This window comes from Clostridiales bacterium, from assembly GCA_030016385.1.
Classification (GTDB): domain Bacteria; phylum Bacillota; class Clostridia; order Clostridiales; family Oxobacteraceae; genus JASEJN01.
In genome coordinates this window covers 79,866-101,491 of sequence record JASEJN010000003.1, presented here as the reverse complement: position 1 = coordinate 101,491, position 21,626 = coordinate 79,866, and the positions used below count along the sequence as shown (strand labels likewise).

The window sequence follows — 21,626 nt, the reverse complement described above, 5'->3', positions numbered from 1 at the left end:
TCTATGAATTTTAGTTTTGAATATGGCACTACAACGATTATATTTGATTTGACATATAAAAAGAGGAAGACTATTGAGATAGGAGTTATTCCCCCGGATAAAGTATATGCAGTTGCTCCTATTGGCACTCGAGAGGATATTGTACTTGAAAAGGTAAAATCAAAGGCAAATTGGATTATAAAGAAACTCTTTAGTTTCAAAGACATGGAATATTTGCGTATAAACAGAGAGTTCGTAAACGGCGAATCATTTATGTACCTTGGTAGGAACTATTCCCTTCAGATAATCAGGGACGAAAGCATAAAAAGAGCAGAAGTCAAGATATACAGGGGAAAGTTTTATGTGACTTTACCGAAAGTCAATGAGGATATCATAAAGAGTGCAATGGAAAAATGGTACAGGGAAAAGACTCTTGAAAAGGCAGAAGAGAGGGTTAAATATTATGAGCCTATGCTGAATAAGAAGCCTAATGGAATAGGGGCTAAGGAACAGAAAAAAAGATGGGCAAGTTGCACACCAGCAAATAAATTGTATTTCAATTGGAGATGTGTAATGGCGCCTTCACCTGTTCTTGACTATATCATAGTACATGAGATGTGTCATATGTTCTATAAGAATCATTCCAAACAATTTTGGGACATGGTCGCAGCAGTATTGCCGGATTATGCAGGTAGAAAAGAATGGCTTAAAAATTATGGAGTGAGGATGGATTTGTAAATATGCATAGGAGAAGCGGAAACATATTAAACAGTATTTAGTAAACATTTATTATTTTGTTGATGTATATATTTTTAAATTGAGCCAAGATTTTAGCGATGATCCTTATAAAATAGTTGCAACGCTCCTTGAAAAGGGATATCGAATCAATATCCCTTTTCAAGGTTTATTACATTTATCATGTTTTCACCGTTTAGATACGCTTCAAGGTTATGTTCTATTATTTTCATGGACCGCTCTAAATATTTTGATGATTCACCGCATACGTGAGGGGTGATTATGACATTTTCCATCCTCCAGAGAGGGCTGCTTTTAGGAAGCGGTTCCTCATCGAATACGTCCAGTACCGCGGACCTTATCCTTTTTTCGCGAAGTGCCTCTATAAGGTCCTCTTCATTTACAGTAGCACCCCTGCCGATGTTAATAAAGCAGGCTGTTTTTTTCATAAGGCTAAAATAATGCCTGTCTATGATTTTATCTGTCTTTGGTGTATGAGGAAGGATGTTTATGATATAATCGCTTTTCTTAAAGACTTCTTCCATGCCATCCTCTCCATAGACTTTTTCTACATATTCTACATTTTGAGGCGTCCTCTTTACGCCTACAACATGCATTCCCAATGCAGAAGCCTTTCTCGCAGTCTCACGGCCGATACTTCCAAGGCCTAATATACCTGCAGTGGACCCGTTTATCTCATTCTGAGGTATGCTGTCATCCCATTTGCCATTTACCTGGTTTCTGAAAATTATGCTGCTGTTTCGCGCAAGGCTTATCATGGCCCATATTGCATATTCGGACATCTGATTTTTATGGATGCCCTTACCGTTTGTAAGCATGATGCCCTTCTTGCTTATTAAGTCAAGAGGAAGACCGTCCACACCTGCGCTTAGCACCTGTATCCATTTTAATTTTTTCGCTTTTTCAAGCATTTCCCTGTTGCATACGAAGGTTATAAACATTTCGGCATCTTCGATATCTTTCAACATTTCATCCTTGCTTTTGCAGACAGTAATTGAAATGTCGTCCTTATGTTTTACGATCAATTTCGAAGCGAATTCATCCGGAAAACCATTACAGATAAGAAGTTTTTTCATTTTTTCCCTCCCGATCATATTTTATAATTATCTATATAATTCAATATTCCAAATTTCAGGTCAGATTCCCTTTGTTCTCATTGCCCTGAGTGAATTTACCACGGCTATCAAGGCAACTCCCACATCCGAAAATACAGCTTCCCACATGTTTGCCAAACCGAGAGCGCCTAAGGATAAAATGGCTATCTTCACTCCCAATGCAAAAATAATATTCTCCCATACGATGCGCTTTGTTTTTTTGGCTATCTTTATGGCGCTAACGAGTTTTGACGGTTCATCTGTCATTAATACTACATCGGCTGCCTCTATGGCCGCATCAGAACCCAAACCGCCCATGGCAACACCGACGTCGGCCCTTGCAAGTACAGGAGCATCATTTATGCCATCGCCAACAAAGATAAGCTTTCCATTGGATGTCTTTTCTTTATTTAGACTTTCGAGCCTTTCAACCTTTTGATCCGGTAAAAGCCCGGTATAAATTTCATCAAGCCCAAGCTGCCTGCCTATACGCTCACCTATTGTTTTGCTGTCGCCTGTAAGCATTACAAGTTTTCTGACGCCTATATCCTTGAGGGCGTTCAAGGCTTTTGCAGAATCTTCCTTTACTTCGTCGGATATGATTATAAATCCGGCATATTCTCCATCAACTGCCAAATGTACTGCCGTTCCCATGGCGTCTGTTTCATCACAGGCTATATTTTCATTTTCCATAAGCCTTGTATTGCCGGCAAGTATTTGCTTACCCTTTACTTTTACCCTTATCCCCTGGCCGGGAATTTCGCTGTAATCCTGTATTTCATCCTTGCTTATTTCCCCGCCGTATGCCTGACGGATGGAAAGGGCGATGGGGTGGTTTGAATAGCTCTCGGCAAATGCGGCGTATTCCAATAACTCGCTGCTTGAGAAACTATTTTCAGGATTTATTTGTGTAACTTTAAATACTCCTTTTGTAAGTGTTCCGGTTTTATCGAATACGATTATATCCGCATTATTTAAGGCTTCCAGGTAGTTGCTGCCCTTTACCAGTATGCCGCATTTGGATGCGCCGCCGATGCCGCCGAAGAAGCCCAAGGGGATGGACACAACCAACGCGCAGGGACAGGATATGACAAGGAATATCAAAGCCCTGTACAACCAATTTGAAAATAGGGCGCCCGGCAATATAAGCGGTGGAACCGTTGCTATGAGCAGCGCTGCTATTGTGACAGCAGGTGTGTAATATCTTGCAAATTTGGTAATGAAATTTTCAGTAGGAGCCTTACGGCTGCTGGCATTTTGCACCAGGTCAAGTATCTTTGACACTGTGGATTCTCTGAATTTCTTTAATACTTGGACTTCTAAAAGCCCGTTCCTGTTTATAAAACCGCTCAGGATATCGTCTCCCGCTTTGACTTCCCGCGGAACCGATTCGCCGGTTAAAGCGGACGTATCTACCATTGACATTCCTTCGATAATTTTACCGTCAAGGGGTACTTTTTCTCCCGGCTTTATTATGATAATATCGCCTATCCCCACGTCTTCCGGCGATACCTTTTTAATATCATCACCGGTTTTTAAATTGGCAAAATCGGGGCGTATGTCCATAAGTGCAGCGATAGATCTTCTCGAATGGTCCACGGCGATATTTTGCAGGAGTATGCCAACCTGGAAGAACAGCATTACCGCTACCCCTTCGGGGAATTCTCCTATTGCAAAAGCGCCGATAGTCGCAATGCTCATCAGGGAATTTTCGTCAAAAATCCGGCCTCTCGCAATGTTCTTTACAGCTTTAAAAACTACTTCGCCGCCCGATAGTACATAGCTTATTAAGAAGAATGAAAGATTGAGATAAGACGGAAGTTTAAAAAAAATCGCAGCTGCAAAAAATGCTGCGGATATTCCAAAACGGGTAGCCTTTTTAAAAACAACATCGTTCGTATTTCTATCCGTATTATTTGCTCTGCAGGATAGACAATCGCATCTATCTTCCGCATTGTCTAAAACACAGACATCCGGCTCGATGGTTTTGACAAGATTCTTTATTTCAGATGTAATATCGTCTGTATCGTTTTTAGTGTTTGTTTCAAATGTAAGCTTTTTAGTGACTAAGTTAAATGTTGCTGAATTTACGCCCTTTATTTTATTTACGCCTGCTTCGATTTTCGCAGCACAGTCTGCGCATTCCAAGCCTTCCAGAATCAGTTCTTTTTTATTTGCCCCATCCATTGGAAAATCTCCTTTCAAAATTATAATTCGTTTATATGATTTAAACCTTGGTCGAATATTTGCCTTATGTGTTCATCATCAAGTGAATAGAACACGACTTTACCTTCTCTCCTGAATTTAACGAGTCTGGCCTGCTTCAGTACTCTCAATTGGTGGGAAATCGCCGATTGGGTCATATTCAAAAGAGCTGCCAGGTCACAAACGCACATTTCAGATTCATCGAGAGCCCAGAGCATTTTTACTCTTGTAGTATCACCGAAGACTTTAAAAAGATCTGCAAGATCGTATAGATTTTCGTCAGGAGGCATTTTGGCTTTAACCATATTTACAATGTCCTGATGTATAATAGTGCAGTCGCATTTTTCAATTTCGTCTTTATGCTCAGCCATAGAATCACCTCATTTTCTGAATAAATGAACAATTGAGTATATGTTCATATGAGTATAATATATTAAATACATGAATATGTCAATAGACGGGTAGATAAAAAGGTGCATATTTTATATTCTTAAAATAATATACATACACCTTGATATAAAAGTATTGCAGCTGAAATAAGAACGCATATGTATTCATATATGACATATACATAAAATGAACAATTTTAGGAGGTCGATAAAATGGCTGAGATTAAAAATGATTTGACCATGCAAGCTGACGAATCTTTTTTAGAAAGCCTGTGCTGTTTTGATGGAGCGATTGAAATAATAATCCTCAAATAATCTGTATGCATCAATAATAAGGGAGAGATAATATATGGATTTATTTTATATAGTAATCGCATTAATAATCTTTGCAGTCTTTGCAGGTTTGCTTGTTTTTCTTCAGAAAAAACAAGTATCATTTACAGTAAGGACATTAATCGCTTTGGGCCTTGGTATTATTTTCGGCTCTGCTCTTCAGATGGCATTCGGGGCAGAAGGCAGTGTCACTCAGGGCGCCGCCAGATGGTTCGGGATTGTAGGGTCAGGATTTACAAAATCATTGCAGTTTTTAATAGTGCCTCTTGTGCTGATATCCATCGTCAGTGCTATTACTAAAATACAGACAGGTTCAAAGGCAATCAAGACAAGCGGCAGAGTTCTTGGGATACTACTGATTACAGTTGCTATTTCAGGATTTATAGGGTTTTTGGCAGTTCGAATATTTGGTTTGGATGCCAGTGCGCTGGTGAAAAGCGTTTCAAGCGCCCAAAAAGAAAAGATACCGGTACCCACGGATGTTCCAACCAGTATATTAAATATTATTCCGTCAAATATATTCAGTGCATTTACGTCTAATGCTGCGCTGCCGATTGTATTTATTGGCGTGCTTACAGGCTTTGCAATCCTTTCTATAAGCAAAAAAAATTCTCAACTTGGTGAAAAATTTTTGGCAATTGTCGATGGGGCCAATGAACTGATCATGACAATAACGGATTTTGTCATAAATTTTATTCCATATGGAGTACTGGCGCTTATCAGCAAGGTAACTGCAACAAATACGTTCCAAAGTGTCCTGAATCTTCTTTTATTTGTCATTGCATGCTTTGCAGCGCTTATCTTTGTGTTCCTTATCCATCTTTTAATACTCAGGGTGTCCGGAATTAATATAAGAAGGTACTTAGGCAAAGTGTCGCCTGCGCTGATATTCGCTTTTACTTCAAGAAGCAGTGCCGCTACGTTGCCTCTTACCATCAAGGTACAGACCGACAAGTTAGGAGTGGACAAGGCGCATGCAAATCTTGCGGGAGCATTCGGTACTACAATCGGGCAGAATGGCTGTGCAGGTGTCTATCCTGCAATGGTTACTACACTTGTAGCGGCGGCACTTGGCTGGAATGTGTCAAGCCCGGGTTTTATAATTTTACTGATTATCTATGTAACAGTTTCATCCATAGGGATAGCAGGTGTCGGCGGGGGCGCTACCAACGCTTCGATACTTGTACTTTCATTGTTCGGCCTGCCTATTGAATTAGTGGCCATATTAGCTTCAGTCGATTTTATTATAGACATGGGCAGAACTGCTCTCAACGTCAATGACGCGATACTCGCAGGAGTTATATCTTCAAAATTAGATAAAGATTTTAGTGATGATATATTCAGCCGGTGAAAATGCTTTCTTTGCAGGACAATCTATTTTATGTTAATATATGGTTAGGTATATATCGAGTCAAGCATTTTATATTGCAGGCAATTATCCCGATTTGACGGTGGTTATTCTTTTCTGAAGTTCATCAGTATTTAGGTTATAGGATGATAAAGTCGCACATAACATATACCATGGGGGTGGTATAATGTTCTGGGAAAAAGAAATAGCTAAACAGTTTGGTCTCCAGATTGAAAGCATTTCGCCAACGAGAGGAGTTTATCTTATAAGAACAAATAAAGGATTGAAATGTCTTAAAAGATTAAATTATGGTACTCAGAAATTATTATTTATATATGGGGCGAAAGAACATTTAATCAATCATGGATTTTCTAATATAGACAGGTATATCTTGACGCCTGATGGAAATCCTTATGTCGAATATGGAGATGATATATATGTAATAACTGAATGGGTAGAGGGAAGGGAATGCGACTTTAGAGATTACAATGAGACAATTCGCGCAGCGTCCACCCTTGCACAACTGTATGAAGCGTCAAAAGGCTATGAAATGTACGAAGGAGCCAAATTGAAATCCGATCTTGGAAGATGGCATCATCTCATGACAAAAAGAAGAGATGGCCTTAAAAAAATGAAGACGATCGCTGAAAATAAACTCGACAAATCGGAATTCGATAAATTATATATTGATAACATCGACCTGTATGTTGGGCTTGCAAATGAAGCGATCGATACATTAAACAGGTCAAAATACGATTATGTTGTCCAGAAAACTCTTGAAGAAAAGAGTTTTTGCCATCATGATTATACGTACCATAATATAATATTTGATAAAGATGATAATATATTTGTAATAGATTTTGACTATTGCAAATACGAAATAAGAACATACGATATTACCAGTTTTTTAACCAAAGTTTTAAAGAGGAATATGTGGAATTTTGACCTCTCGAGGGATTTAATCGACGAATATATTAAAATAAGCCCCATAACAGATGAGGAAAACATGGTTATGCTTGCATTTTTAAAATTTCCTCAGAGGCTCTGGAGGCTTGCAAACAGATATTATTACAATGAATCGAATTGGCCGGATAACACCTTTTTAAGAAAGATAAGGGAAATTATCGAAGAAAAGGATGAATACATCGATTTTATAGGCCAGTTTGAGGAAACGTATGTAAAATGAAAATGGATGTTTTCACGGCACACTGATATGAAGTGTGCCTTTGATTTTTTAAGCATATAAACGTTTCAAATCAATCTTCTGATTTAGAAGCTCTCCAGCCTTGAAACTTGGATGTTGGAATAATATTCTTCAAATATAAAATATATGCCCTTAATGCACAATAAATAGGCGCATCTCATAATATATAATACAGCATTACTTAAAACCAGGGGGAAAAGGATGACAGAATTTAAAATAGGGGATGTTGTAGTTAGAAAATCCCATGGAAAAGATGTATATTTTAAAATAATTGATATATTGATGAAAGATGCGGCCGAGTCGGAAGCCATACTAAAGGGTGTGGACCACAGGCTGATAGCCGATGCTCCAACATCAGACCTTGAGAAACCGGATCTTGAGGATGTTAACGCAGATAATATGTTATATTCAAAGAAGGTCAATAAAAATATAAGAAGAATACTGGGTGAAAGAAAGTCAGGCCAGAATTCCAGAGGATATAGGAATGACGAGATGTTTGGCAGGGCAGGAAAGGTGCTTCACATAGATGCGGATCAGGAATATTTAAATACATGTATAAAAACATATAATCAGCTGAATATCGACGTTACCGCAAAGCTTGTGGATGAGCCGGAACAGCCCAATGTGATAACTCAGCTTTTAGATGAGATAAGGCCGGATATACTTGTGCTCACAGGACATGACGGCATGCTCAAGGGCCAGAATAATTATACGGATATCAACAGTTACAGAAGTTCTAAATATTTTATCGAGGCTGTAAAAATGGCAAGAAGATATGAGCCGTCGCTGGATGATCTTGTTATTTTTGCAGGTGCCTGTCAATCTTTTTTTGAGGCCATAATCGAATCAGGTGCTAATTTTGCAAGTTCTCCCCACAGAGTATTGATCCATGCCCTTGATCCTGTATTTGTATGTGAAAAGGTTGCGTTTACGAGCATAAATAAAGTTTTGTCGATACAGGAAGCAATAAGCACTACAATAACTGGAATAAAAGGGGTAGGGGGTCTGGAAACAAGAGGTAAGTACAGGCAGGGCTTTCCCAAGTCGCAATTCGTATAATACATTGATAGAAGTTTTAACTTAAAGGCACATAGCTAAGACATATGCATCAGAGTGACTTGGGTTTATACAAGGGGGGAGATAGATATGCACACGGATCGTGATATCTGGATTAACATATTTGATGAACAAAATGAAAAAATGGCAAGATTACAATTATGCGATGCAGTAAAAAGAGTAGTAACCTGCGAGCTTCCGGATATTTTTGAAATGGAAGCGGTAAAAGCGTTAGCAGTAGCCGTAAGAACGACGATAGTAAAAAGGCTTAAGATGTTCGACGGCGTAGGCTGCGAAAAATACCCGGGAGCGGATATATCCACAGGAATGAATGGCTATGGAGAGATAGCAAATATTGAACTTATAAGGAAAAATGTCGGGAAAAGGTTCGATGAATTTTACAATATAGCATGTACTGCTTCCGATATAACGTCGGGCACTATCATAACATGCGGCGGAAGACCTATTACGGCGGATTACCATTTGACGTGCGGTGGCGGTACGGAAAATTCGGAGGATGTGCTCGGAAACAGGGTCATGTATTTCAGAAAAGTATTATGTAAATATTGTTCGAATTCTCCATACTGGGAAAGTACAGTAGATATACCGGTTAAAGAAATAGAAGATAAACTAAATGTAAAAATATTTAAAAGCAGCAGCATATCGGGACCGGAATCGGAAGGGATAGTAGACAGGATTGACAGGGATGAGACCGGAAGGATAAGAAGCATCAGAATAGGCGGAAGATTTTTTACTGGAAAACAAATAAAAGATATACTTGGCTTAAATTCATCGAGGTTCGGCTGGGATCCCGTGGCGATAAGGTTTAATGTAAGAGGCAGCGGCGAAGGCCTTGGAATGTGCCTGTACGGGGCTAATTCCATGGCTCAGCAGGGGAAAAGCTATATCGATATACTTAAATACTATTATACCAATATAGACATCGGAAATATCGATATTGCGGACGATGCGATGCCCCTTAAAGGGAAGGCGTTCGTGATTGATGCCGGCCACGGGGGAGAACAGGGCGATGATGAAATAGGTCCTTCCGGTTTGAGAGAAAAGGACGTGAATTTGTATATAGTAAAAAAACTGGGTGAGTATCTTGCAAAAAGCGGTGCCCAAATAATATATACAAGGGTGCAGGATGATGCTGTGCCTCTTCCGGAAAGAGTAGGAATCGTAAACAGCAACAGACCTAATTTTTTGATAAGTATACACCAGAATTTCTTTTTTGCTTCTGGAGTATCGGGTACGGAAGTTTATTATTACAGGGGAGATGCCGAGGGAGAAAAATTAAGCAAATTTATACTTGATAACATAGTAAAAGCATTGGGAACAAGAAACAGGGGATGTAAAACCGCAGATATGTATATACTGAGAGAATCGAAGGTGAGCTCAGTTGTAGTAGAATGCATGCATATAAGCAATCCGGAGGAAGAGAGCAGGTTAAAGGACGATAAGGTTAAGGACGAAACAGCGAAGGCAATTTACAGGGGTATAATGGATTACTACGGTATATAACAAAAAAGTGAGATAACATCACCATATAAGGGGCAATATCCCCGATAGCATATTAAAAATACTAAAATATTAAGAAATTTAACAAATTGTTAATATTGACAAGCATATATATTACTGCTAAAATATAATATTTAATGTTGACATATGCACCTTCATGATGTAAAATGATATTATGAAAGAAGGTGTTTACATGAAGAGTAAAGAAATACTAAACGCCATCAAAAGGGAAATTGACAGCCATGTTGGAGAAAAGGTTATGTTAAGGGCAAACGGGGGAAGAAAAAAGATTTTTGTCAAGGAAGGCATCCTTGAGAAAACCTACCCGAATATTTTTGTAGTGAGAGTTGAAGGAAACTCCAATGATATAAGAACGATATCTTACAGCTATTCAGATATATTGACAGAAACAGTTCAATTGATATTTTCAAAAAGTAAAGAAAATGTTGCATATAATTAATCCAGTAAAAGCTGGATTATTTTTTTTGACGAAAAATATTCAACTTCCATAATAAAACATATATAATAATAAATGACATGGACATTTGAATAAAATTATTGAAGGATGTGTTAAAATGAGGAGAAAACTGATGCTAATATCAGCATATCTTATGTTTGTATATATTTGTATTTTTGCCTCAGGCTGCACAGCAGATAAGATCGGCAAATCTGCGGATTCCAGTGAAGTAAAGGATTATAAACTCTTAAAGGACTATGAAACTAAAAAATTGCCTGAAAAATATACGCCTGAATTAGCGTGTAAAAACGGAGATGTAGTAGCGAGTTCAAAAATCGGAACAATAAACACAGAAAAATTTATAAAATTTATTGATAATGTCAATAAGGGAAACAAAGATAGAATCAGAATAACTTCTTTTACAATCGAAGGCGGCGCAATAATACAGGATATAATTTATAATGGCGAAAATATAGTGCTGATTCAAGATACAACCCGTGATGGCTTTGGACCAAGGGAAGTAAGACAATATAAAGTTTCCAAGATTCAACACGAGGGGAATTATTATTATGCTGTTGTAAATAGTGAAAAACTAAGCTTATTATCGATGTGAAATAAAGCTTTCCCGTACTTTTCTCTCCATGAAAATATACACCTCTTGGATTTTTCTTCAAATCGCCTAACCTAAAGAATGCATCAAATCTCGAAACTTACAAAACTTCAATTTAGCGATTGAAATAATATTCTTCAAAATACAAGCTGGAAGTTTGACAAACCAAAAATTTGACGAATTTGGAGCAGATTTTTATATTTTATTGATTTTTGTATACTGTGAATGTATAATAAAAAAAGTAATTATAAGAATGCTTGTTTATAAGAATGCTTGTCTTATATTGTTTATTTGCGGCAAATAAGAACGTTTTACTTTTTATCATGAATTAAATAATAAAGGGAAACATATATGATAGTATTTTGTTTCCTCATTCTCACTTAAGGAGAGAAAAGCGCAATGGGCAGAACTTTTTTAAATATAACTTCAGAGATAGGCAAATTAAAAGCCGTGCTTTTGCATAGACCTGGGAAGGAAATTGAAAATCTCGTCCCGGAATATTTGGAGAGGCTGCTCTTTGATGACATACCATATCTTAAGATAGCGCAGCAGGAACATGACGGCTTTGCAAAAGTATTGGAAGAAAACGGTGCTCACGTTTATTATATAGAGAAATTAGTTGAAGAAGTGCTGGGTGACGATAAACTGCGGGCAGACTTCATAAAAGCTTTTTTGGAAGAGTCGGATATACAAAGCGAAAACATAAAGAATGTTCTTTTGGATTACTTATCTTCCCTTAGTATAAGTGAACTTGTTAGTACTTTGATCTCCGGCATAAGAAAGAAAAATTTACCGGAAATTTTGCAGCAAAAAATCCCAAATACCACAGATGATAAATATATGTTTTACATAGACCCCATACCAAACCTGTACTTTACGCGCGACATCGGAGCGGCTATTGGCACGGGACTTACGATAAATAAGATGAAAACTAAAGCCAGAAAAAGAGAAACGATGTTTTTAAGGCTTGTATACGATAATCATCCTATTTTTAAAAATACGGATACTCCTGTCTGGTATAGCCGGGAGATGCCGTATTCAATTGAAGGCGGAGATGAGCTTGTGCTAAGCAGCAAGGCCATTGCCATAGGCTGTAGCGAGCGCACAAGCATCGATGCAATAAGGATTGTGGCTAAGAATGTGTTTAAATACGGCGGGTTTAATAAAGTATTGATATTCGATATACCCAAATGCCGTGCGTTTATGCATCTTGATACCGTATTTACCATGGTTGATGTCAACAAGTTTACCATACACCCGGGTATAGAAGGTCCTCTTAATATTTATATAGTAACTCCCGATGGGAAGGGTGATATAAAAATCAAATCGCAAACAGATACATTAGAGCATATTCTCGAACATGAGCTTGATTTAGATAGCGTGGATCTCATAAGATGCGGTGGAGGCGATCCCATAGTTGCAGCGCGTGAGCAGTGGAATGACGGATCGAACACCCTTGCCATCGCACCCGGCAGAGTTATAACTTATGAAAGAAACTATGTGTCAAATGAACTCCTGTCAAAGCATGGAATAAAGGTGCTTACTATTGCAAGCTCTGAATTATCTAGGGGCCGAGGCGGACCAAGATGCATGAGCATGCCGCTTATAAGGGAAAATGTATAAAATGGCCTGTATGGGACGGCAATGGAAGTTAAAATGAATACTAAAGGAGGAATCAATTATGCCTGTAAACATGAGGGGGAAGTCGCTTCTAACTATTGAACAATTATCGAATGAAGAGTTCGAATATCTTTTAGATCTTGCGGATGATCTTAAACATAAAAAAAGATCCGGTGTCAGGGGGAAACTTCTTGAAGGCAAAAATATTGCTTTGATTTTTGAAAAGGCATCTACAAGGACGAGATGCTCGTTTGTGACGGCATGCTATGATGAAGGTGCTCACCCCGAATATCTTGGGAAAGGCGACATACAGCTTGGCAAAAAGGAAACTGTGAAGGATACTGCAAGGGTGCTTGGCAGAATGTTTGACGGAATTGAATTCAGGGGTTTTAAGCAGTCTACTGTTGAGGAGCTTGCTGAGTTTGCAGGAGTGCCTGTGTGGAACGGGCTTACCGATTATGCTCATCCGACGCAGATACTTGCGGATTTTATGACTATAAGGGAAAAGTTTGGAAGGAAATTAAAGGGGCGAAAGCTGGTATTTATAGGTGATGGAAGAAACAATATGGCAAATTCTCTTATGATGGGGTGCGCAAAAATGGGTATGGCATATGTAAATTGCGCGCCGAGAGAGTTGCTTCCGTCCGGTGGGCTGATTGAGAGAGCAAAGACGCTTGCCGCAGAAAATGGCGGCACTATCGAATTTATAAGCAATCCTCTGCAGGCTGTGAAAGGCGCCGATGTGCTCTATACGGACGTATGGGTTTCCATGGGAGAAGAGGATAAGATGGCAGAGAGGATAGCGCTTTTAAAACCCTATAAGGTTACGATGGATATGGTTAAGGCTACGGGAAACGAAAATGTGATATTTGAACATTGTCTGCCTTCGTTTCATAACCTGGATACGGAAGTGTCATCGAAGAATCCTGAAATATGTGAAGTCGATGAAGATGTATTTGAGAGCAAGTACTCCGTAGTATTTGACGAAGCGGAAAACAGGATGCATACTATCAAGGCCGTTATGGTGGCGACGCTTGCCTGAGCAAATAAAGCGCCGTTAAGAATAACCGATTATGATAATAGATGGACTACATATTAAAAATATAAAATATATATGTATGCCCTATCTATTATTTTTTTACGGATTTTTTGTCCTGAAGCTTATCAATTGGAATAATATTCTTCAAATATAAAACATATACCTATAGCTGAATTATTTCTTTAATGCTCAGGAAAATATAATAATTTTGTACAAGTAAACATATTTTTATATATATCCATATATTATTATAATAGGTAACTTCTATATTTTGGAGGAGGGAAAAAATGGCGCTTGAACTTATTAATGATACGCTCAAATTCGATCAGGTAATCGGAGAAGGCCAAAGCCAGGCACTGGTTGATAAAGATATGAACGTTCCCGATATAAAGCCTGACATTGCAAAGATTTTATCAGTCGAAGGAAAGGCAAATATAACAGGCAAGGAAGTTGAACAGGACAGAATAGCGGTTGACGGCACGGTGGATTTTTCAATACTTTATTCTACAAGCGACGAGCCTCAGCCTATCTATTCAATAGCCCACAGCGATAATTTTTCGCAGTATATAGAAATACCAGGAGCAATGCCAAAGATGGAAGCTGATGTTAAATGCAATATTGAACATATTGACTTCAACAGGATAAACGGCAGAAAATTGAATATTCAATGCGTTATAAACATGGATGGAAAAGTTAAGGATAAAGTCCCGGTAGATATTGTAAAAGAGGTTGAGGGTATACAGGACATACAGCTTCTTAGAGATACCGTTGCTGTAGATGACGTTTTTGGTGAAAATGCTGCTCAAACTGTAGTAAGGGGTTCTATTCAGATTCCTACGACGCTGCCTCAGGCTGACGAGGTAATAAAGTGCAGAGCAATGATTCACAAAAGGGAAGTAAGCCTCGAGGAAGGGAAAGTGAATGTTTCTGGTTCTGTATTTGTACCTGTTTTATTCCTGTCAAGAGCAGATGAAAATGTGGACATATATAAGGTAGATGATGACTTCGTATTCACATATACTATGGAAATACCGGGTATAACGCCGGATATGACCTGTAATATAGACTACAGCATAGATGAAATAAATACCGAGATAAAAGAGAATGAAGATAATGAAAGAAGACAGATAGATATCGAGGGAGTTATAGGGATAAACGCGAGGGTACTGCAGAGGAAAGAATACCCTGTAGTTGTGGATATGTATGCACCGTCTACAAGGATAGAACCTGAGAAAGTAAACATAGATTACGAAATCTTCTATGGGAAGAATACATCAGAGGCCATGATAAAGGAAAATCTTCAAGTACCAAAGGATTCTCCGGGAATGGAAAAAGTATATGATCTTGTATGCAATCCGATAGTTACCGATTGTAAAGTTATAGATGATAAGGTCATAGTTGAAGGAGTAGCGGGTTGCGATATCATTTATCTCGTGCGTGGAGAAGGGAAACTTGTTCATAGTTTTTCAGATGAAGTGCCCTTTAAAACGTCCGTGGTGATACCCGGCTGCAAGACAGGTATGAAATCTGAAGTCGAGGTAAATGTAGAAAGCATGGACTGCACGATACTTACAAAAGACGAAGTTGAAGTAAAAATAACCCTTGACTGCCTTGTCATGTTATATGAGAAGTTAAGCAAGGAATTTATTATAAAGGCCGAAGAGCTCGAGACCGGGCCTCCTGTGCATAAACCAAGCATAACGATATATATGGTGCAGCCAAAGGATACGCTGTGGAATATAGCAAAGAAATATTGTACGACTATTGAAGATATAGTGAAAGTGAATGAAATAGAAGATCCGGACAAGATAACGCCGGGCATGAAACTAATAATCCCCAAAAAATTATAATATAAGTTCTATCAAATATTTATTATCTTTTAAATAACTGTCAAACGGCAGTTATTTTTTTACATTAATGAAAAATGTAACTAATTAATTGATAAAAAAGAATAAATCTTTTCTTAAGGGTAAAAATATCAAATGTATTATCGTAATTTAACCTTTGAAACGGATGAAACAATATTCAGCTTTGTAAAATGCTGGCTTTTATGAAAGTATTTATTTAACTTAAGTAAAATTTCAGCCGGTACGGCGGGGAGGATATATTGGAGGACTGGTATGGAATATGCTACGAAAGGAAACATTATCATAATCGGAGGAGCAGAAGATAAAGAAGGAAAATGTGAAATACTGAATAAAGTCGTTGAAATGTCGGGATGCGAAAACTCAAAAATTGTGGTATTGACTACGGCGACAGAGCACCCGAAGGAAGTCGGAGAGACATATAAAAAGATCTTTAGAAAATTAGGGGTCAGTAATATCGATATTGTTAATATAAGTTCGAGAGAAGATGCTTCAAATGATGAATATGTTAAATCCATAAAGGATGCGACGTGCATTTTTTTTACGGGTGGCGACCAGCTCAGGATAACCAGCCTGCTTGGAGGTACAAAGGCCTACAGGGCTTTGCACGAAGCGTATAGGAACGGTTCGCTGATTGTTGGAACGAGCGCCGGAGCCTCGGCAATGAGCGCAGATATGATTGTTACCGGTGAAAACGACGACGCTCCGAAATACTGTACGCTAAAGATGGCGCCTGGACTTGGCATGTTGAATGGAACCATAATCGATCAACATTTTGCACAAAGGGGCAGAATAGGCAGGCTCCTTGTGGCTGTAGCGCAAAACCCCAATATGCTGGGGGTTGGAATCGATGAGGATACGGCCATAATTGTAAGCGGTAAAATTTTCAATGTAATAGGGTCAAAGAGCGTGACAGTCGTAGATGGCATGTATATTTCGCATACAAATGTTTCAGAGCTCATGCCTGAAGAGCCTATTGCTTTAACGGATATAAAACTCCATATACTTCCAAAGGGATATGGATTTGATTTAATAAGTAGAAGACCCATTATTATGTAAAAAAATGATAAACGGATGTATACAGATTAATCTTCAGATATAAATATGCACCCATGGTAAACAAAATGGGAAATTTATGAGGAGGACAGATGATGCAAATTTTATCAACGCAGGTCTATAGGGGAAGAAATATCTATAGCCATAAAGCGGTAATAAAAATGGCGGTAGACCTGTGTGAGTATTATGATACACCAACGAATAAAATAAACGGGTTCAATCAAAAATTGCTTTCATATTTGCCGGGACTTAAAAAACATGCATGTTCGACAGGATATGAAGGCGGATTTTTAGAAAGGCTGTTAAATGAGGGTACCTACCTTGCGCACGTAGCTGAACATTCCATCATAGAGCTTCAGAATATGCTCGGTTTTGATGTAAAATATGGGAAAGCCCGTGTGACCGACGATAAAAGGATATACGACGTCATATACCAGTATGAAATTGAAAAGATAGGGATACTCTGCGGCGAAATGGTAATAGACATGTTTAACTCCCTTATAAACGGCGTGGAATTTCCATTTAATGAAAAATATATTGATCTTGAGGAAAGCATCGTAAAATATTCTTTGGGACCAAGTACGAAAGCAATATATAAAGAAGCCTTAAGAAGGGGTATACCCGTAAACAGGATAGGTGATGACAGCATACTACAGCTTGGGTATGGAAAGTATCAGAAAAGGCTTGAGGCGACGCTGACCGAAAAAACGAGCTGTGTTTCGGTTGATGTCGCATGTGACAAGGAACTTACAAAGAAAATATTAAAAGATGCCTGCCTTCCTATAGCTGATGGAAGAACGGTATATAATATTGAAGAAGCCATAGATGCTGCACAGATGATAGGTTATCCTGTTGTTGTAAAGCCAAAGGATGGCAACCAGGGCAAGGGTGTATCGATCAATTTAAAATGTGAAGATCAGTTAAAGGAAGCATTTACTATTGCACGCAAATACAGCAGCGAAATAATTGTCGAGAGGCATATAGCTGGGAAAGATTACCGTGTGCTGGTAATAGGTGATAATGTCGTGGCGGTATCCCAGAGAATCCCTCCATATGTGATAGGCGACGGTGCATCCACTATCAGGGAACTTGTAGAAAAGGAAAATAAAAATCCCAAAAGGGGACTGGACCACGAAAAGCAGCTTACCAAAATTATCATTGATGATATAAGCAATTTAACATTAAAGAAGATGGGTATGTCGCAGGATACGGTATTGGAAAGCGGGAGGAAGGTATTTCTAAGGGAAAATGCGAACCTTTCAACAGGTGGAACTGCAAAAGACTGTACCGATATCATCCATCCTTTCAATATGGAAATCGCAGTAAAAGCCGCAAGGATTATAGGGCTTGACGTTGCAGGCGTTGATATTACAACGCCGGATATAAGCAAACCGATAACTCAAAATGGCGGGGTCGTCATAGAAGTAAATGCTGCTCCAGGAATAAGGATGCACCATTATCCCACGGAAGGAAAGCCCCGAAATGTTGCAAAAGCAATAGTGGATTTGATTTATCCTCCGGGTTCAAGATTTTCAATACCGATAGTTTCTGTTACAGGTACAAATGGTAAGACGACCACGACGAGGATGATAGGCCATATACTTACACTTTATGGATATTGTGTCGGTATGACCACGACGGGCGGAATATATATAAACAACACGTGTATATTGAAAGGTGACACGACAGGGCCGCTAAGCGCCAAGATCGTATTAAGCGATAAAAACGTTGAAGCTGCCGTATTGGAGACTGCAAGAGGCGGGATTATAAGGTCAGGTCTCGGTTATGATGTTGCCGATGTAGGGATAATTACAAATATATCCGATGACCATTTGTTTATAGATGGCGTAAAAAGCTTGGAGGATCTGGCATTCGTTAAGTCTTTAGTGGTTGAAGCGGTTAAGGGCGATGGCTATGCCGTGCTTAATGCCGATGACCGTATGACTCCTTACATTGCAGGCCGCGTAAAGGCAAATATAATATACTTTTCGAGAAACAAATCCAACATTATATTAAAAAAACATATAATGGAGGGCAAAACGGGAGTTTATATAGATAACGGCATTATTTGCATTGCAAAAGGAGATGAACTGTTCCCGGTTATTAATATAATGGATATACCGTCTACTATGGAGGGAAGGATTGCATATAACATCGAAAACAGCTTAGCGGCTGTTGCAGGAAGCTATGGGCTGGGTATTCCCGTCGATTCAATCGCCATGGGGCTTAAGACATTTTATTTGAATGAAATACAAAATCCAGGCAGATTCAATATCTTCAATATAGAAAATTATAGAGTACTGGTGGATTATGGCCACAATATAGCAGGATACGAAGGCGTGCTTTCGGCTGCCAAAAAACTTGGCGCTTCAAGGATTGTGGGAGTTATCGGCGTACCGGGGGATCGGAGCGATGAAAATGCGATCAAAATAGGCAGGATTGCCGGGAAGAGTCTCGATTATATATATATAAAAGAGGACAAAGATCTGCGTGGGAGAAGCCCGGGAGAAATAGCAAAACTGCTGGAACTTGGCGCATTTTCAGCAGGCAAGTCAAGAGATTCCATCAATATAATACTTTCTGAAAAGAAAGCTCTTGAGACTGCCATGCGGAATGCAAAGCCAGGGGATTTGATAATAATTTTTTATGAAAAGTTTGATGATGTAATGAGCGTGATTAAAAAATATTCGGCAGGCATAAAGGCCGATGAGAGTATATACAGGATGGAGTTATGATAAAATGCCCTCCTATTTTGGGAGCGTAAATATTTTTATGCATTTTCTCTTACTGACAAATGATTATTGCATATTTAATTATTAATTTTTCATGTTACCCATGGGCAACATGAAAAATTTTTTGCCGAATTTTATAAGCTTATCCGACCACCGGAATACATGCCCAGCTGCTTTTGACATGGCTCTGGACGGAACATATGAAATAGAGTTCTCATATGTTAACAGGATTATAATACCAGCATACATCTAAAATTATTTGATTGTAAAAAATAATACCGGTAGGTTATGGTATTATATGATATAATTTGAATATCATAAAAGTATACCATATTGTGGTATTGTTGAAGCGGATGGGTTGAAAATGGATATTGACCGGTTAAAACGTAAATTGCGCGGATTGAAAAAAGTCGAAAAAAGAATACGATTTGGATATGGAGATAATGCATTGTCCGGAGAATTTGTCTGGGATGAATATTTTTCAACTAAATCCGGAGGCGATGAGCGGGTTAAATATCCATTATGGCTGATGTCCAAATTGGACAGACAAAAAATAAAGGAAATAATCGAAGAGTATTTTTATGCAGTTTATTTCCGCAAGTACAAAGAAAGCGGCTTAGAGTTTAGCGATATCTACGACCCGAATGTATTGTCCGCTTTTGGTCTTGCTCCCGGAGCCTCAATTGACGATATTAAAAAGAAGTTCAGGGAGCTGGCTAAAAAGTACCACCCGGATCGCGGAGGGGATAATGAAAAAATGATAGAGATACTCGATATATATCACAAGTTGCTGGGCAGCGACAGATAGATTATTAAAAATAAATTAAATTTTATCCCTTAACGGCAGAATGGGGTTATGCGAAAGTAGAGAAAGTATTATAATTGATGTTAATATATATGTTGTTTAGAATATTGCTTCCTGTATTATAAGTATGGTGTATCTTAATGTATGTACTTCTTAACGGATGGATGTGAGTCATGTGGATTATAAAGCTTATGCAAAGGTGAATCTTTCAATAGATGTTATCGGAGAAAGAGCCGATGGATATCATGAAGTCAGAATGATAATGCAGTCTATAAACCTGTATGATGTGTTAAAGTTTGATAAAATTGATGATGGCATAAAAATATTTTGCATGAATCCATATGTTCCCCGTGATGAGAAGAATACAGTCTACAAAGCTCTTGATTTGCTCAAAGAGAAGTATAGCATCCCCTGGGGAATGGAAGTTGAAATAAAGAAGAGCATACCGGTTGCAGCAGGACTTGCAGGAGGAAGCTCGGATGCTGCCTCTGCAATAGTCGCTGCAAACGATATATGGAACTTGAATATGGATCATAAAGATATGATGGAGGCGGCAAAAGCCGTAGGAGCGGATGTTCCCTTTTGTATAAAGGGAGGGACTGCTCTAGCTGAAGGCATTGGTGAGAAAATAACGCGGCTTGCGTCCATTGAAGGCATATATATGGTAGTTGCAAAACCTGCTGTGTCCGTATCGACAAAGGATATATATCGAAATTTAAAACTTGACGAAATCGTTGCAAGGCCTGATATTGATAAGATAGTGCAAAATATACAGGCCGGAAATGTTAAATATATAGCCAATCATATGGTAAATGTTCTTGAAACGGTGACTGTCAGGAGGTATCCTGTAATAGGTGAAATCAAGGGTATAATCATGCAATCGGGAGCTCTCGGAAGCCTCATGAGCGGAAGCGGTCCCGCTGTATTTGGCATATTTGAGAATCATGGATACGCGGAAAAATGCTATGATAGGCTCAGAGATTATTTAAAAGAAGTTTATGTTGTCAGAACCATAGGTCCCAAACTTCGTTAGCAGATTCTATAAAACATTTCCGCAATGCTCTTTTCATAATATTTTTTAAATCTATAATACTCTTTTCCCATTTTATCTCAGAATCAAATTCACATATACCATTGGCGGCGAGCATAGGCCCGCTATTTTTTTGCAATATGACTTCCATATTCATGAATACTTCATTTGCTAAATTCAAACTTTGTAAGTTCTAATAATGCATATTTTTACAAGGGTCTATGAATAATAAATAGAATACATGCAAAAATTATATTCATGGATGAATATCCATGAGGCAGGTGCTTTTATGGGGAAAATATCTGAATTTATAAGAAATTATTTTTCCGGATACACGATTTTTTTGTTTTTGATATCGTCATACTTGCTTGTATTTGCCGATACGAAAGAGCTTAAGACTGAAGGGTTCAAAAATGAATCGAGATTTTCGTTTATAGCAGGGCTTGTTTATGCAGCGATTGCAATATGTGCACTGATTGCTATAATTATCATGCATCTATAACGGAATACTGGGGGGCATTAACTTG

At 38.5% G+C, this 21,626-nt stretch carries 18 protein-coding genes; 15 read left to right on the top strand and 3 right to left on the bottom strand.

Features of this window, described 5'->3' with window-relative positions; translation table 11 throughout:
- The first annotated feature begins 3 nt into the window (after positions 1–3).
- Positions 4–717 (top strand): SprT family zinc-dependent metalloprotease, encoded by a 714-nt coding sequence (locus tag QME45_01520; protein ID MDI6617339.1) that lies wholly within the window; start codon positions 4–6, stop codon positions 715–717.
- A gap of 146 nt (positions 718–863) precedes the next feature.
- On the opposite strand, the gene QME45_01515 is transcribed toward QME45_01520, so the two are convergent.
- From QME45_01515 to QME45_01505, 3 genes are read right to left on the bottom strand one after another with little or no spacing between them, the layout of a single operon-like run.
- Entirely contained in the window at positions 864–1,811 is a 948-nt protein-coding gene (locus QME45_01515; GenBank protein MDI6617338.1) for a D-2-hydroxyacid dehydrogenase, read from the bottom strand.
- 60 nt (positions 1,812–1,871) lie between these two features.
- Positions 1,872–4,016, bottom strand: a complete 2,145-nt coding sequence (locus QME45_01510) for a heavy metal translocating P-type ATPase (protein ID MDI6617337.1) — start codon at positions 4,014–4,016, stop codon at positions 1,872–1,874.
- A gap of 20 nt (positions 4,017–4,036) precedes the next feature.
- Positions 4,037–4,405, bottom strand: a complete 369-nt coding sequence (locus QME45_01505; GenBank protein ID MDI6617336.1) for a metalloregulator ArsR/SmtB family transcription factor — start codon at positions 4,403–4,405, stop codon at positions 4,037–4,039.
- A 367-nt stretch (positions 4,406–4,772) separates the two neighbouring features.
- On the opposite strand from QME45_01505, the gene QME45_01500 reads away from it, so the two are divergent.
- From QME45_01500 to QME45_01435, 14 genes are all read left to right on the top strand, one after another.
- On the top strand, positions 4,773–6,107 hold the full coding sequence (locus QME45_01500; protein MDI6617335.1) for a cation:dicarboxylase symporter family transporter: 1,335 nt from the start codon (positions 4,773–4,775) through the stop codon (positions 6,105–6,107).
- A 184-nt stretch (positions 6,108–6,291) separates the two neighbouring features.
- Positions 6,292–7,290 carry a CotS family spore coat protein gene (locus tag QME45_01495; GenBank protein MDI6617334.1) on the top strand — a complete coding sequence of 333 codons (999 nt, stop codon included), beginning with the start codon at positions 6,292–6,294 and terminating at the stop codon, positions 7,288–7,290.
- Between the two features lie 219 nt (positions 7,291–7,509).
- Entirely contained in the window at positions 7,510–8,367 is an 858-nt protein-coding gene (gene yabG / locus QME45_01490; protein ID MDI6617333.1) for a sporulation peptidase YabG, read from the top strand.
- Positions 8,368–8,454: 87 nt separating this feature from the next.
- The gene (locus QME45_01485) at positions 8,455–9,888 is read left to right on the top strand and encodes an N-acetylmuramoyl-L-alanine amidase (protein MDI6617332.1); all 1,434 of its coding nucleotides are present in this window, start codon (positions 8,455–8,457) and stop codon (positions 9,886–9,888) included.
- A gap of 190 nt (positions 9,889–10,078) precedes the next feature.
- Positions 10,079–10,345, top strand: a complete 267-nt coding sequence (locus QME45_01480; protein ID MDI6617331.1) for a Veg family protein — start codon at positions 10,079–10,081, stop codon at positions 10,343–10,345.
- A gap of 115 nt (positions 10,346–10,460) precedes the next feature.
- Entirely contained in the window at positions 10,461–10,955 is a 495-nt protein-coding gene (locus QME45_01475) for a DUF4362 domain-containing protein (GenBank protein ID MDI6617330.1), read from the top strand.
- 396 nt (positions 10,956–11,351) lie between these two features.
- On the top strand, positions 11,352–12,575 hold the full coding sequence (gene arcA, locus QME45_01470) for an arginine deiminase (protein ID MDI6617329.1): 1,224 nt from the start codon (positions 11,352–11,354) through the stop codon (positions 12,573–12,575).
- Between the two features lie 58 nt (positions 12,576–12,633).
- Positions 12,634–13,614: an ornithine carbamoyltransferase gene (gene argF / locus QME45_01465; protein MDI6617328.1), complete on the top strand. Its 981-nt coding sequence runs from the start codon at positions 12,634–12,636 to the stop codon at positions 13,612–13,614.
- Positions 13,615–13,898: 284 nt separating this feature from the next.
- Entirely contained in the window at positions 13,899–15,461 is a 1,563-nt protein-coding gene (locus tag QME45_01460) for a DUF3794 domain-containing protein (protein ID MDI6617327.1), read from the top strand.
- Between the two features lie 270 nt (positions 15,462–15,731).
- Positions 15,732–16,535 (top strand): cyanophycinase, encoded by an 804-nt coding sequence (locus QME45_01455; GenBank protein MDI6617326.1) that lies wholly within the window; start codon positions 15,732–15,734, stop codon positions 16,533–16,535.
- Between the two features lie 89 nt (positions 16,536–16,624).
- Entirely contained in the window at positions 16,625–19,267 is a 2,643-nt protein-coding gene (gene cphA, locus QME45_01450) for a cyanophycin synthetase (GenBank protein MDI6617325.1), read from the top strand.
- Positions 19,268–19,628: 361 nt separating this feature from the next.
- Positions 19,629–20,072 carry a J domain-containing protein gene (locus QME45_01445; GenBank protein MDI6617324.1) on the top strand — a complete coding sequence of 148 codons (444 nt, stop codon included), beginning with the start codon at positions 19,629–19,631 and terminating at the stop codon, positions 20,070–20,072.
- A gap of 172 nt (positions 20,073–20,244) precedes the next feature.
- A complete protein-coding gene (gene ispE, locus QME45_01440) occupies positions 20,245–21,102 on the top strand; it encodes a 4-(cytidine 5'-diphospho)-2-C-methyl-D-erythritol kinase (GenBank protein MDI6617323.1) in 858 nt (285 codons plus the stop codon).
- Between the two features lie 286 nt (positions 21,103–21,388).
- Positions 21,389–21,601: a hypothetical protein gene (locus tag QME45_01435; GenBank protein MDI6617322.1), complete on the top strand. Its 213-nt coding sequence runs from the start codon at positions 21,389–21,391 to the stop codon at positions 21,599–21,601.
- Positions 21,602–21,626 lie beyond the last annotated feature (25 nt).

Excerpts from the sequence above, each read along its gene's own strand:
- QME45_01485 (MDI6617332.1), top strand. The coding sequence starts at position 8,455 with ATGCACACGGATCGTGATATCTGGATTAACATATTTGATGAACAAAAT.
- QME45_01500 (MDI6617335.1), top strand. The coding sequence starts at position 4,773 with ATGGATTTATTTTATATAGTAATCGCATTAATAATCTTTGCAGTCTTT.
- QME45_01495 (MDI6617334.1), top strand. The coding sequence starts at position 6,292 with ATGTTCTGGGAAAAAGAAATAGCTAAACAGTTTGGTCTCCAGATTGAA.
- argF (MDI6617328.1), top strand. The coding sequence starts at position 12,634 with ATGCCTGTAAACATGAGGGGGAAGTCGCTTCTAACTATTGAACAATTA.
- QME45_01435 (MDI6617322.1), top strand. The coding sequence starts at position 21,389 with ATGGGGAAAATATCTGAATTTATAAGAAATTATTTTTCCGGATACACG.
- QME45_01455 (MDI6617326.1), top strand. The coding sequence starts at position 15,732 with ATGGAATATGCTACGAAAGGAAACATTATCATAATCGGAGGAGCAGAA.
- arcA (MDI6617329.1), top strand. The coding sequence starts at position 11,352 with ATGGGCAGAACTTTTTTAAATATAACTTCAGAGATAGGCAAATTAAAA.
- QME45_01510 (MDI6617337.1), bottom strand. The coding sequence starts at position 4,016 with ATGGATGGGGCAAATAAAAAAGAACTGATTCTGGAAGGCTTGGAATGC.
- QME45_01515 (MDI6617338.1), bottom strand. The coding sequence starts at position 1,811 with ATGAAAAAACTTCTTATCTGTAATGGTTTTCCGGATGAATTCGCTTCG.
- QME45_01480 (MDI6617331.1), top strand. The coding sequence starts at position 10,079 with ATGAAGAGTAAAGAAATACTAAACGCCATCAAAAGGGAAATTGACAGC.
- QME45_01460 (MDI6617327.1), top strand. The coding sequence starts at position 13,899 with ATGGCGCTTGAACTTATTAATGATACGCTCAAATTCGATCAGGTAATC.
- QME45_01445 (MDI6617324.1), top strand. The coding sequence starts at position 19,629 with ATGGATATTGACCGGTTAAAACGTAAATTGCGCGGATTGAAAAAAGTC.
- yabG (MDI6617333.1), top strand. The coding sequence starts at position 7,510 with ATGACAGAATTTAAAATAGGGGATGTTGTAGTTAGAAAATCCCATGGA.
- QME45_01520 (MDI6617339.1), top strand. The coding sequence starts at position 4 with ATGAATTTTAGTTTTGAATATGGCACTACAACGATTATATTTGATTTG.
- QME45_01505 (MDI6617336.1), bottom strand. The coding sequence starts at position 4,405 with ATGGCTGAGCATAAAGACGAAATTGAAAAATGCGACTGCACTATTATA.
- cphA (MDI6617325.1), top strand. The coding sequence starts at position 16,625 with ATGATGCAAATTTTATCAACGCAGGTCTATAGGGGAAGAAATATCTAT.
- QME45_01475 (MDI6617330.1), top strand. The coding sequence starts at position 10,461 with ATGAGGAGAAAACTGATGCTAATATCAGCATATCTTATGTTTGTATAT.